This is a genomic window from Photobacterium japonica (assembly GCF_050337005.1).
GTDB classification, from domain to species: Bacteria; Pseudomonadota; Gammaproteobacteria; order Enterobacterales; family Vibrionaceae; genus Photobacterium; species Photobacterium japonica.
This window is the reverse complement of record NZ_JAKJSN010000086.1, coordinates 1-13,272: the sequence shown is the minus strand read 5'-3', so window position 1 is coordinate 13,272 and position 13,272 is coordinate 1. Positions and strand designations below refer to the sequence as shown.

At 45.4% G+C, this 13,272-nt stretch carries 13 protein-coding genes and 1 tRNA gene; 10 read left to right on the top strand and 4 right to left on the bottom strand.

Annotated features, from left to right (window positions below; genetic code table 11):
- Window positions 1-107 precede the first annotated feature (107 nt).
- A complete protein-coding gene (locus L4C36_RS22335; protein ID WP_428479981.1) occupies window positions 108-509 on the top strand; it encodes a hypothetical protein in 402 nt (133 codons plus the stop codon).
- A 48-nt stretch (window positions 510-557) separates the two neighbouring features.
- On the opposite strand, the gene L4C36_RS22330 is transcribed toward L4C36_RS22335, so the two are convergent.
- A complete protein-coding gene (locus L4C36_RS22330; RefSeq protein WP_428479980.1) occupies window positions 558-1,964 on the bottom strand; it encodes a basic amino acid/polyamine antiporter in 1,407 nt (468 codons plus the stop codon).
- A gap of 210 nt (window positions 1,965-2,174) precedes the next feature.
- On the bottom strand, window positions 2,175-2,648 hold the full coding sequence (locus L4C36_RS22325; protein ID WP_428479979.1) for a cell division inhibitor SulA: 474 nt from the start codon (window positions 2,646-2,648) through the stop codon (window positions 2,175-2,177).
- Window positions 2,649-3,408: 760 nt separating this feature from the next.
- Between L4C36_RS22325 and L4C36_RS22320 the strand changes: the two genes are divergently transcribed.
- From L4C36_RS22320 to L4C36_RS22295, 6 genes are all read left to right on the top strand, one after another.
- Window positions 3,409-6,336, top strand: a complete 2,928-nt coding sequence (locus tag L4C36_RS22320; protein ID WP_428479978.1) for a DUF1565 domain-containing protein — start codon at window positions 3,409-3,411, stop codon at window positions 6,334-6,336.
- Between the two features lie 75 nt (window positions 6,337-6,411).
- Window positions 6,412-6,954, top strand: coding sequence for a beta/gamma crystallin-related protein (locus tag L4C36_RS22315; protein WP_428479977.1), 543 nt, complete (start codon window positions 6,412-6,414; stop codon window positions 6,952-6,954).
- Window positions 6,955-7,100: 146 nt separating this feature from the next.
- Window positions 7,101-7,433 (top strand): hypothetical protein, encoded by a 333-nt coding sequence (locus tag L4C36_RS22310; RefSeq protein WP_428479976.1) that lies wholly within the window; start codon window positions 7,101-7,103, stop codon window positions 7,431-7,433.
- Window positions 7,434-7,565: 132 nt separating this feature from the next.
- Complete coding sequence (locus L4C36_RS22305; RefSeq protein ID WP_428479975.1) at window positions 7,566-7,907, top strand: hypothetical protein; 342 nt, start codon at window positions 7,566-7,568, stop codon at window positions 7,905-7,907.
- A 186-nt stretch (window positions 7,908-8,093) separates the two neighbouring features.
- A complete protein-coding gene (locus L4C36_RS22300) occupies window positions 8,094-8,426 on the top strand; it encodes a hypothetical protein (RefSeq protein ID WP_428479974.1) in 333 nt (110 codons plus the stop codon).
- A 129-nt stretch (window positions 8,427-8,555) separates the two neighbouring features.
- A complete protein-coding gene (locus tag L4C36_RS22295; RefSeq protein WP_428479973.1) occupies window positions 8,556-9,173 on the top strand; it encodes a sugar O-acetyltransferase in 618 nt (205 codons plus the stop codon).
- 39 nt (window positions 9,174-9,212) lie between these two features.
- On the opposite strand, the gene L4C36_RS22290 is transcribed toward L4C36_RS22295, so the two are convergent.
- Complete coding sequence (locus L4C36_RS22290) at window positions 9,213-9,869, bottom strand: glutathione S-transferase (protein ID WP_428479972.1); 657 nt, start codon at window positions 9,867-9,869, stop codon at window positions 9,213-9,215.
- Between the two features lie 129 nt (window positions 9,870-9,998).
- A tRNA-Gly gene (locus tag L4C36_RS22285) sits at window positions 9,999-10,072 on the bottom strand.
- A 197-nt stretch (window positions 10,073-10,269) separates the two neighbouring features.
- Between L4C36_RS22285 and L4C36_RS22280 the strand changes: the two genes are divergently transcribed.
- The 3 genes from L4C36_RS22280 to L4C36_RS22270 all read left to right on the top strand — a co-directional run bounded on the left by L4C36_RS22280 (window position 10,270) and on the right by L4C36_RS22270 (window position 13,201).
- The gene (locus L4C36_RS22280) at window positions 10,270-10,527 is read left to right on the top strand and encodes a serine protease (RefSeq protein WP_428479971.1); all 258 of its coding nucleotides are present in this window, start codon (window positions 10,270-10,272) and stop codon (window positions 10,525-10,527) included.
- A gap of 292 nt (window positions 10,528-10,819) precedes the next feature.
- On the top strand, window positions 10,820-12,220 hold the full coding sequence (locus L4C36_RS22275) for an aminotransferase class V-fold PLP-dependent enzyme (RefSeq protein ID WP_428479970.1): 1,401 nt from the start codon (window positions 10,820-10,822) through the stop codon (window positions 12,218-12,220).
- 60 nt (window positions 12,221-12,280) lie between these two features.
- The gene (locus L4C36_RS22270) at window positions 12,281-13,201 is read left to right on the top strand and encodes a transporter substrate-binding domain-containing protein (protein WP_428479969.1); all 921 of its coding nucleotides are present in this window, start codon (window positions 12,281-12,283) and stop codon (window positions 13,199-13,201) included.
- Window positions 13,202-13,272: the final 71 nt, after the last annotated feature.

Genomic DNA, 13,272 nt, shown 5'->3' with positions numbered 1-13,272 from the left:
ATACATCATACTTCAGTTAGTCGTATAGTATTCTCAGCTTACTCATGTAGCCAACACGATGCATCGAGTCATAAACAACAAAAATTATGTTTCTCTTAGGGATGAATATGGAAACATTCGTTGAATTCTCAAATAACAGCAATGTTGTGTTTAACTACACATCATTTTTGTCAGCATCTTGCAAGCAACAACTGACGCTGGTTGATGCGCTTAAGGCGCTGATCCCTTCTTTTGAAGTGTCACGCACTTCTGCTATTCATGACAGTGGGTTAACGGCGTCTGAAAAACTGCAGGAACAAGCACTAAAAGTGCTTTCAACCAATATCAGTGATACGAATAATTTGATCAGACTATTGCGTTTGGCGCGAGCGGATCATATTGATGAATTAATGATCCAGTTACCGTATTCGTTGGATGAAAATCAACTTTTGGAAATTGAAACCAAAGCAGCTTGTAAGATCATCATGCTAGATGAAGATGGGGAGGTGTTACGTGCACATATGCTTTAAGTTATTAGTAAAAGAGCCAGCGATTTGCTGGCTCTTTTACTAATAGCGCTATAGTCCTCCCTGCCACAGTAATATCGCCGCGATCACTGCAATCGCAATCAGTATACAGACTCCCACCTTTTCGCACCCCGTAAACGGACGCACGGCCTGTTGCCGTTTGGCTTGTAGGTAAAAAGCCAGCCCTGGCACATATAGCATGGCTGATAGCAGCAGGTAAAACAGCCCTGAGGCATACAAAAGCCAGATACCGTATAAGGTTGCCCCACATCCAACTGAAAATAACATCCCGCGATCATCGCGTGTCAGGGCCAATTTTAACGTGTATGCGCCCACCAGCAGATAGGGCACAAGGATCATTTCTGAAGCGATCACCAGCAGCGTATCGTAGGTGCTGCCGGCGATATAGACGCCAATCAGTGATAACTGGATACACACATTCGTGAGTAACAGTGAGTTCACGGGCGTGCCAGCGGCATTTTGTTTGGTGAAGTAATGGGGAAACATCTTGTCGTGTGCGCCCATGTACGGCACTTCAGCGGTTAATACCGTCCAGCTCAAGAAAGCCCCACATACTGACACCAGTAAACCCACTCCGATTAGGATGCTACCCCACGGGCCCACCATCGCGGTCATGACCTGTGCCATTGAAGGGTTCGGGTAAGTCGCCAATTCGACATGTTGAATCACCCCCATCGACAGCAGTGTTACGCAGACATAAATGAACAACGCGATCAGTAACCCTAAAATGGTTGCACGGCCAATATCTCGTCGATGCTTGGCGCGTTTAGACACAATGACTGCGCCTTCCACGCCTATAAACACCCATACAGTAATAAGCATGGTGCTTTTTATTTGCGTTAGCATATCGTGCTGGTTTTTGCTGGTAAAACCAGTCAAATCTAAAGAGAAGGTTGACCAGCGAAAAGCGATGAATGCAAAAACGATAAAGAGTAATAGCGGAATAAGTTTTGCGCAGGTCGTGACTAAATTGACCGTCGCTGCCGTTTGAATACCGCGCAGAACGAGTGCGTGTACTAACCATAGCAACACTGAAGACCCAATCAATGATGCAAGCGTGTTACCGGAACCAAATATGATGTGATCCGGTGAGTCAAACAACATGCCTAACGTGCCAAATACGATCACTAAATAAGAGACGTTCGCCAGCATCGCACTGAACCAATAACCCCATGCAGAGAAAAACCCAACCATCTGACCAAAACCGGCTTGGGCGTACCCAAATACACCGCTCTCAATCTCTGGTTTAACTTGTGCCAAATGTTGAAAAGACAGTGCCAGCAAGATCATTCCTACGCCAGTGATTGCCCAGCCAATGATCACAGCCAGTGGACTGGCTACCGCCGCCATATTTTGAGGCAGGCTAAATACCCCTGCGCCAATCATTGAACCAATAACCAGTGCCGTTAGGGTGCCAAGCCCGAGCTTCTTCTCCATCGCGTGATCCTATTGATAGGAGGTGGGATCCTATAAAGGTATACCAATATTGGCGAAGGGGAGGTTCAAGAGTGGATAAGACAACGAGATGATAGGGAGAAAGTAAATACTATTACCATCGCCATGCTACTCACGGAGAGTGAAATAGCATGACAAAAAGGGGGGGGACGTGACAGAAGTAGAAAGCAGGATCAATCAGTCTTGTATTGTTCAGTGAAAGTTCACTTGGCCTTTGCTGTTAGGGTTAAGTACGAAGGCAAAGCTACCACTGCGCTCTGCGGCATGACGCAGCGTTTGCGCGGAAAAATCAGTGATATCACCCAAAGCAACCACGGCACTGCAGTTGCCACAAGCTAACGCTTTTTCCATTAACGCGGCATCAGACTGGCCTTTCTTTTGGGTAAGTACCAGCACTTTATTGATGTCGACACCTGCATTTTTCAACAAACGCTTATCGATAAGCGCTTCTTGGCCAATGAACATGATCCAGCGGTTTTGCTGGCTGGCTTGCTTAAGAATACGTAGAAAATAGGCCAGCTGCGTTTGCATGTGGGTGTTAAAGCACACTTCAATCGGACATTTCACAGTATGCGGAGTGATGGCAGCTTCAGCCGGTAAGGAAAACGTCGCCTTATAAGCTTGTGATACAGAAATTGACTCAAGGTTGTCGAAAAAAGCTGTCATAGTCCATCATCCCCAAATGTAGTGTTTATATATACATACTGTATGTGTGTACAGTAGTTATTATTGGGCGCTGATGCAAGCATTTTTAACAATACAATTGATAATAAAGCGGTGTCACTGGCAAGATGAACCCATCTTGTTTGTTTAAGTGCTTGTTATTAGTGCTTATTTATAACGTCATCAAAATGATCTAATTATTCTCTTTTTTGATTAGATTTCGAGTCGGTTCAATATTCAGGGGAGATGTACAGGTGTTTCATCCAGTATACACAGTACTGTATACAGTGTTATGTACAGGGGTTTTGCTGGGATAGGGCATGTTGATTAACAGAGATTGCCATTCAATATGCGCTAATGAACAGGTATCAAAATACTGATTAATCTATCAAGGTCTCACGCTAATCCGCGATGCGTACATGCGGTTTTGTGAATCAACTTCAAACTCGAGTGTTCAACCTTAGGGATGGGGTAAACAGCTAATACGGGTAAGAACGATAGCGATATACTGCCATTGCTTAAATTATCAGCAATAGATGAGTGACAACCATCCTCTGTCGTGAAGATCGGCAGAAGAAATATAAACGAAAGGAAAAGGTGAAAACGCAGTGAGAGGTTGAGCCAAAAAAAGGATGCGCGAGGAGATGCTACAAAGTGGTGAGGGTAAAATTCGGCGTCTTTTGTTTGGCATAGTGAGCTGATCGCGTTCTTTAGTTATTACCACTTTTCCAGACATGACGTGAATATGATGAGAAAGGATTTTATGAAAACACAACCCACCCTTATTGCCTTAGCGTTATCCTTATGGAGTACTGGTGCATTGGCTAGCACGGTACCGATCAGTTGGGTTCCGGGTCAAACAAGCGTAGAAAATGGCGATGTTGTCATCTATAAGAATGCTTGCTATACCGCACAAAATAATCCGGGAAAGTGGGAAACCCCCTCTGCATCATCAACGTGGTTTTGGTCTGCGACAACCTGTGATGAGGCCCCTGGCCCAACACCGGATCCTGACCCAGATCCCGACCCGGATCCAGAGGCCGGCGATGTGATCCCATGGGTAGCGGGTAAAACACAGGTGAAAAATGGCGATATTGTTGGCTTAAACAACCAGTGTTTTGTTGCAAAGAATAATCCTGGCCCATGGGAAACACCTAAAGCGCATTCGTGGTTCTGGGCGGAAGTAAGTTGCCCAACCGGCCCTGTTGATCCTGTTATTTGTCCTGATGGTTCAACCGCGCCGTCATTAGAAGAATGTCCGAATGAGCCAGTGATTTGTGAAGACGGTTCTACCGCCCCATCGTTGGAAGAATGCCCGAATGAGCCAGTGGTTTGTGAAGACGGTTCTACCGCCCCATCGTTAGAAGAATGTCCGAATGAGCCAGTGATTTGTGAAGATGGTTCTACCGCACCCTCACTGGAAGAATGTCCAGTGCCACCTGTGACGTGCCCTGATGGGTCCACTGCGCCATCATTAGACGCTTGTGCAAGCGAAGTGAGTTATTTTGTCAGCCCAGACGGAAAAGACAGCAACAATGGCACACAAGTAGCGCCCTTTGCGTCATTGAAGAAAGCCTTGAGTCTGGCGAAAGCAGGGGATGTGATTGAACTGGGTGAAGGGCGCTATCGTACTGCACAGGTGATAGACAAGGCCAACGGCAGTGCCGACGCGCCGATTGTTATTCAAGGGAACAACGCGATTTTTGATGGCACCGTTGTCATCGATACGCCATGGATCGTCCATCAAGGTAATATCTACAAAACGACAGTACGCAGCCCAGTGTGGCAGTTGTTCATTGACGATGAAATGGTGATGTCTGCACGTTGGCCGAATGCCCAACTGCATGACGGTTCATTATGGAACATGAAAAAGACGTGGCGTCATCAAGCGCCAGAAAGTCGTTTCGGAACCATGATTGATGAGCGGCCTTATGAAAATATCGTGGTGAGCAACAGCGGTAATCAGTATGAACCGCTGCCCGAAGGGATAAATGTCCAGTCGTTGGCGGATTCAGGCATCGACGCCACAGGGGCCATTGCCATCATGAATATCGGCTCGTGGCTCAACTGGGCACAAGTCGTGGAATCGCACACACCAGGCTCCGATACGTTTACTTATAGTAAAGACTTTTCGGGTTCTGGTACGGCAATGAAAAATGCCGCAGATAACATGCTGGGCAAAGGGAATTTCTGGGAAACCAAGAATACCAAGTATGAAGAAGGCCATTACTACCTTGAAGGTAAATTGGAACTGCTCGACAGTGAAAATGAATGGTTCTTTGATAAGCAAACCCGCACCGTGTATTTGTGGGCACCAGAAGGGAAAGATCCCAATCACCTTACCGTACGAGGTAAAACGCAAACTTATGGCTTAACCGTGCGTAATGCAAGCCATGTATTGATCAAAGACGTCGACTTTTTCGGTACCGCATTTACTGTCATCAGTTCACAGGGAATCACCTTTGAAGATATAGATGCACAGTATTATGCCTATTCACAACGTATGCTGGGGGACTTAACTCGCCCGCAAACTATCAAGTTCATTAATAATAGTAAAACACTAAAAACGACTGGAAACACGATTAAAGACAGTTATCTGGCGTATACGGATGGCCCCGCCTTTGAGATGATCAAAGAAGTTGGGGATACTGTTGATAACAATCTAATCCATGATATCGACTATTCTAACCTCGGTACTGGCGGTGAGGGCGCATTGAACATGGCATCACAAAGCCATGATATTAGCTTCACCAATAACACGTTCCATACCGCCGGAAATTCGGAGGGGGTACGTGTCGGTGCCGCTTCAAAAGTGATTGGCAACCATGTGTTTAACACCAGTTTACTGCAGCATGATGGGGCGGCCATCAATGTGGGTGTAGAGCAACAGGCAGGCACTGAAATTGCGTATAACTGGGTACATGACACCCCGAAAGCCGGCATTCGCTTTGATGGCGTTGAAGGTGCCTCGAAAGTAGGCCGTGATGGCGTTGTACATCATAACGTTGTATGGAACACCCAGTTCTCAATCATTAAAGGCGATCATCAAGCCACGTTTAATAACCTGATGTTTGATAATGACGTCACGGATCTGGTTATTTTCAATAAAGAAGATGCGGGAGGTCTGAATTTCAATTCAGAAACACTGAACAACCTTGTTGGCAGTTTGCAAGGGCGTAAATCAGGCACACCCGAGCAGTTAGTGGTACCGGGTACTGTGGTTAGTAATGTGACAGGTGAAAACAGCATAATTCTGAGCCAACTGAAAGGCGCGCATTGGGGGGATTTCAGACCGAAAGTCAATGCGAGTATCATTGATGCGGGCACGAGCGATAGCCGCTTGAGCACCATTGACTATTTGGGTAGCGCGCCAGATATTGGTGCCTATGAAGATAGCGACGTTGCACCTTGGATCCCCGGTCATCATGGTGATAAAGCGATGAATCCCGTTCCGTTTAATGATGCCACAAAGGTGGAATTGACGTTGGATCTGATGTTTAAACAGAGTCCTGAATGGGGATATCGCGTTTACTTTGGATCGTCACCATCCACATTGGAGGCGGTGAGCAAGATGAACGGTGCTTATACCGTGTCAGAACTGCAGCCAAATACGTCCTACTTCTGGCGAGTGGATGGGGTGCGAGATGGTCAAGTCACCACGGGTGATATCTGGCATTTTGTAACCCGCTAAAAGAGAAAGCAGGCAGTCGCTCTATATCACAAGAGAGGGTTGCCTGCTTTTCATCATGAGAAATGAGGGGGTGTCATGAACAAATGGATACTGTTAATCGCGATATTGAGTTTTACGACGGTGGCACACGCGAACACAAAACACTATCCCAGCAAGCCGTATCCATCAACTCAGGGTAAGGTGTACGTGTGCACCTTGCAGCCCTTCCAAGAGGTGTTTGCTGATGTTGGGATCAGTGAAGATATGGCGCGTTATAAAGTAAAGCGTCGATGCGAGCAATCACAGGGCGAAGACAGTATTTTTTGTCGTGCGCGTGAGGCGAAATGCATAACCAGCACCTTGCTGTTCGATGACGAACCCAATGAACCGAATCACGTAGTGATTTACAGTCGGCCTCATCAGCGGGGTAAAACGGTGGTGATCACCCATGATGAGCCTGATTTAGCGGATTTCCATTTTAATGATGCGATGTCGTCGTATTTCATTCCCGCCCATTGGACCGTGCGTTTCTATGAAGGTAAAAACTACACCGGATCGTTTTATACACGTAGCGGCGGAAAAGCCAATGCGGCAGAGTTTGATAATACCGTCAGTTCAATCCGGGTATTGAGTCGATAATTGTTGTCTCTCTGCAATGCATGCCGTGGACTTTCGAGTAAGCTTACACTTCGACAATCACAGGATTGCGAATGACAACGGCGTTATAGATACTGACGTGTTAAAGCGACAGTATTGAATTCATAAAACGATCGGGGTCATTCATCATGAAGCGTTTTTTAGCGTTAGCCATCATTATCTTTTTATCGGGTTGCTCAAGTACACAAGAAGCCGAGACAAAAGAATATGAGTGGATAGCCCCATCAGGAAAAGTCGCCAGTGAGCGATCGCTGAAAATCATTAAGAACACGTGTCATTATGATGCAAAGCGGGCGGAGTCAAAACAGCTCGTTACTCGCGCTGTGAAAGCCTACCAAGACGATCCCGATAACAATGCGGCTGCGGTTTCTAAAATGATCGATCAAGCGAAAAACATTATCAGAGAGAACACGCTTTGCATGCGTAAATACGGTCTGACTCAGCGAGAAAAGGCCGTGTGATTGCGCGAGAACACGTTATGGATGAACTCTCACATTGATGTGGATCTGTTTCGATAACGCGAGGATCTGGCTCGATCACTTATGATCGTTGCATTGGGTGTTATTATCCGGCGTGAGTAGGAGTTATCGTTAATGCACGTTGGACAGCGAGTTGTCGTCACTATCGAATGGGTGACAGGAAAATTACTTACCGCGAATGTCGTTTTAATGTACGTACTTATGGTGTTTGGGTTGTACTTTAACTTTCATCTTTATGCGCAATTACCGGTGGGTGCCGGTGATCCTTATGGGATTGGCGATGTTATATATTTGATCCTCTATGTTGTGATGATAGCGCTTTGGTTGTCGTCTTTTGCTTTTGCTGTGATTTACTGGCTGTGTAAAGCTAAAGAAAACGGTAGGCGTTCATGTCAGCAATTTCTCTTGTCTTCGGTCGGATTTGCTATTTATATTTCGATGTTGTTTATCGCATAAATGTCTCACCTTACAACTGTTAGGGGGCTCAGTTACATGGCTTGCATCACTGTGCCCGACTTGATCGCAGAATGAAGATGGGAAAAAATGTGCCTATTATTGATCTAATTATTATGTTTTATTATCGAAATATTATTCACTTAGACGATGTTTAGTGGTGTGTTTTTGATGCTAAATGAAATAGATATGAAGTGGGGGATACTGATTGCTGGTGTGCTGGTATTTTCCGTTATTTCGATCAAGGTTGCTGCGCGTATTCTTGATATTGCTATTCCGAGCGTGATAAAAAGTTTATTTGCCGTGACAGTGTCACTGGGCGTGTCCGCGGTGTTAGCGTATTATATCGGCGATTTTTTTCTGGCCTCTTTTGCCGCGATATTGATCAGTGGCGTGATTTTTACGCTTGTTTTCAGTGTGAACACGATCGTGGGTTTTATGCTCGCGTTTACCAATGTGATTGTGCAGATTGGTTTGATTGTGATTGGCGCAACACTAGGCTTTGCGATTAGTGCTTTGTAAACGCTATCGCGACATTATTATTGCGTACATTTTCTTATAGTGACTGCACGTTTTTCGTGTGAAGTCATACTTATATCTCATTGATTGTAATACGATTAAAAGCACTTTTTACGAGTGAGATTATTATCAATGAGCCAGCATCTATCTGATTATTCCCTTCATGTCCCGATTACCCCGGCATTGTTTGCTGAACAAGCTGCAGTGAAAGACATTCTGTATGATTTTAATCAACTTCGCCCGTCTGATTACCCCGGACAAACCAAATTATTAACCGCACTACTGGGTAGCCACAATGGCGCTCACATTATTCCGCCGTTTTATTGCGACATGGGGAGAAACATCCATTTCAAATTGGGTGGATTCTTAAATGCCGGTGTGAAAATTTTGGATCTCGCCCCAGTGACGATCGGGGAACGTGTGCTTATTGGCCCTAATGTAGTGATCAGCACGGCGGGGCATCCTGTGACCTTGGCTGAACGTGTGCTACCTATTGCTGCAGCAAACCCGATTGTGATTGGCGACAATGTGTGGATTGGTGCCGGTGCTATCATTCTTGATGGGGTCACCATTGGTGATCGTGCGGTGATTGGTGCGGGCAGTGTCGTCACGAAAGATATTCCTGCCGATACCATTGCGGTGGGGAATCCTTGTAAAGTGGTTCGCACCATTGAACAATCAGCCTTACCGTCTGACGATGAATTGGATGAAATGTGGAGACCCGTCATGGAGATGATGCAACAGGAATAATCTGTTATGCGGCTGAAAACAGTAACAGTATCCTGTCGGTTAGGCGGGGAATAGCCCGTCTGGCTGACCTTCTTGCCAAACAGGGACAACCTGCATCGCTTCACCGTAAGCGGGATGCTGATACAGGTCGATGAGCCAGCGTTGCAGGTTATGCCAAGCCATTGCCCGATACCACGGCTTATCAACACGTGAGAATTGGCGAATAAACGGCAAAATAGCAAAGTCAGCCAAGCAGGGATGGTTTCCCATTAAATAGGGAGAGGTTTGTAACCCTTGTTCCAGTCTTTCAATAAAGGGCAGGCATGCTTCACGATCGATGTGTTCAGTTGCCGTGTGATAGCGCGCTGAATGTTTGAAGGCTTCTAAGGCCGGAATAAAGTTGTTGTCACAATCACTAATCAACAGTTGCATCGCCGGTAAGACGTCGGGTTGGTCGTGTCGTAATAGATCGTGCGGATCACTGCGGTGTAATGCCCATAGCATGATATCGATGCTTTCTTCCATTATCTCGCCGGTGGGCAACTGTAAAATGGGCACCGTGCCTTGTGTCGAGATATGCATCATGGCGGCGGGTTTATTTTTTAATTTGACTTCACGTAAGATGACTGGCTGTTGAGCGAGTAATAAGCCGATACGGGCTCTGACACAATAAGGACAACGGCGTAAAGAATAGAGCAAGGGACGCGTAGTTGGCATAACAATCCTTTTATTCGCACAAAAAAGTCGATAAAAAGAAAGTAAAGCAAATAGCGTAAGATGTAAATTATCTAAAAAAGAGATTAAGAAAAGAGAGTGTCGTAAAAAGAGAGGTAATCTGGGAGATATTGGAGCGGATAACGGGAATCGAACCCGTGTCATTAGCTTGGGAAGCTAAGGTAATACCATTATACGATATCCGCATTTATTGTCTTGTTTGTTCAGTATGCTTACTGGACGAAATAGATAATAATAGCGATGCTTGTATAACAGCAATCGCAAGACGATAAAAGTGATAGGTTTATCACACTTTTTCAGGATACACTTGCTTAAGTGCTGAATAAATAAGCAGTTATTATTGTTTTCATATGATGGTAATGGTGTTTCAGAGAGGTCATACATGAAACCAGGAAATAAAAATCACGCAGTACGTTCAGTCATGATGCTGATGGGCGGCATCCTGTTGTTTGGTTGCAGCGAAGCCCCACAAACAGAAGTGAAAGTGGGAGCCGATACAGATGCGCACGGTTGTAAAGGGTCTGCAGGCTATCAATGGTGTGCGAAAACCAATCAATGTGAGCGTCCTTGGGAATTAGCCAAAAAAGAAAATTTTGAAAATAGTGAAGCCGCTTTCAGTGCGTTTTGTCGTGAGAAGTAGTGCCTGAACCTTTATCTTCAAGCGCGTTAATGCGAAACCTAGAATAGGTGAGAAAAAGTCCATGACGTAAAGTGATGGGCTTTTTTTTTGTGCGTGAAACAAAAGAAATGCAAAAGAGTGAGCGAGAGTGTTTTATAAAATTCTGATTAAATGATAAACATATCACTAGCTGTGTCGGTCATTTTATCCAGCAAATGAAGCTTATCAATTTACATTTAGTTACATTTTGTGCTTTATTGTCGGCCGATATTGGGTGTTTCTCACAATATGAAAAGAACAAGGAGAGTCATAAATGAGTCATCATGATTCACAGATAAAAAATCCAAACCGTCGTCGCTTTTTACAAGGTACGGCAAGTGTTGCCGCCGTGGGTATGGGGAGCACTTTATTTAGCCATACTGCGCTGGCAGATGACGGTGAGAGTTGGCAGTCATTACAGCACGATAAACACAGCAAACGTTTCTGGCGTGATGTGCAGCATCAATTTGTGCTGGATAAAAGAACGACCTACATGAATGTAGGCACCACGGGTTCTATGCCTAAGCACGTATTGAAAGCGTATAACAAGAATAACCAGCGTATTGCAAAAGATCCGTGGGATTTAGGCGGTCGCTTTGGTGAATGGCCCCACATGACCGAGATGATCAATGATATTGCGGCCGGCTTTGGTGCTGAACCGTATGAATTGACATTAAGCCGCAATACCACGGATGGTTTATGTTCAATTATCAATGGTCTGAATTTTCAACCTGGGGATGTGATTCTTACTACCCATCATGAACACATTGCTGCGACCTCACCGTTACAGGTCGTGAAAGAGCGTTTTGGTGTCGAGGTTGTTGAAGTACAACTGCCTGTTTACACCGGTTCCGAGTCAGTGACAGCCGATGACTATGTTGATGCTTTCCGTGATGCCCTCAATGCACATAGCAATGTGCGTTTGCTTACCTTCTCTCATATTACCTATAAAACCGGTACGACGTTGCCTGCAAAACGCCTGTGTGAGCTGGCAAAAGCGTATGCGGTGCCAACGCTGGTGGACGGTGCGCACACGGTTGGCATGCTCGCGGTGGATTTGCATGACATGGATTGTGACTTCTTTGCCGGTTCTGGCCATAAATGGCAGTGTGGGGCAGGGGCGACGGGGATTCTTTATGTCCGTGATAACGCGCAGCGTTTAGCTGAATATTGGAGCGATCGCGATACCCCACTTTGGTTTATTAATTCCTCTCTGGCAAACTCAAGCGATTCAGGTACCCAATTACCGTTGCAATATGTGGGTAACGACAACTATCCAGCCAAGCAAGCATTGGTAGACAGTTGCAAAATGTGGGATGATATTGGACGGAAACGCATTGAAAATCGCGTGCTAGCGTTAAAACGCTTGTGTCAATCGCGCTTAAAAAAAGCCATGCCAGATGCTTATTTCTTCTCTCCGGATGAAGACGAGTTGGCCAGTGCGATCACCACGTTTAACCCGTTTGCGTTAGATGAGGGTGAGCGATTGACTGAGTACCGGGATCGACTGCGTGAAGACTACGGCTACATTATTCGTACTACAGACTTCACATTGCAGAAAGACGATACCCACAAAACGTATGCATTGAGAATTTCGACGCATCTCTTCCATGATGAAGAGGATGTGAAAGGCTTAGTGCGCGCAATGCACGCGTTATATAAACAAATGAAGTAAGCGTAAGCGGCGTCAGTGGGACTGGCGCCGCAAAAAATGGGCAATGGCTGAATGATGAAGATGTTTATAAAAAACGTAAAACGCGGCCTGACGCTATCATTGATCGTGCTGGGTGCCCTCAGCAGTGGTTTGAGTCATGCTCGTGATTTAGCGCAAATTAAAGAAGAAGGGGTACTGCGTCATATTGGCGTGCCATATGCGAATTTTATTAACTATATCAACAAAGAAAACTTGCACACCCTGAGCGGTTTAGATGTTGATATTGTTAAAGGGTTTGCTGAGCAACTCGGTGTAGAGTACCAGTACGTGCCTGCTGACTGGAGCAACGTCATTGGCAAGTTAACTGGCCAAGAAGCAAACTTTGCTAACAATAAAATCGTGTTGGGGCGTGAAGTGATGCAAAAGGGTGACATTATTGCCAATGGTGTCACTGTGCTGGATTGGCGAAAGGAGATGGTTGCGTTTTCGGATGACTATTTCCCATCTGCCGTCTGGCTTGTTGCACGTGGTGACTCCGATCTCCAGCCTATCACCCCAAGTGGCTCCAAAGTACACGATATTGACATGGTCAAAACGCTCATGAAAGGGCGGGATGTGCTGGCAATGGAACATTCCTGTCTTGATCCTAACTTGTACAACCTTTATGCCACACAGGCGAATATCATCATCCCTGTGCATGCGCGAAAATTGAATGAAATGGTTCCCGCCATTTTAAATAACGATGCAGAAACGACCTTGCTGGACGTGGCGGATACCTTAATTGCGCTTGAAAAGTGGCCGGGAGAAATCAAGGTGATTGGTCCTGTGTCTGACGATCAGTACATGGCAGCGGCCTTTCGCAATGACTCCCCTCAATTACGTCACGCCTTTAATGCTTACCTTAAAAAAATAAAAAATAACGGCACGTTTAATCGCTTGGTGGAAAAATATTATCCGTCAGTATTTTATTTCTATGACGACTATTTTAATGGAAATAGATAAGTTTGGTTATGAGTAAGAAAAGACAAAAGCTGTCGAGTAGCAATTTAATTATATTATCTTCTGTATTACTC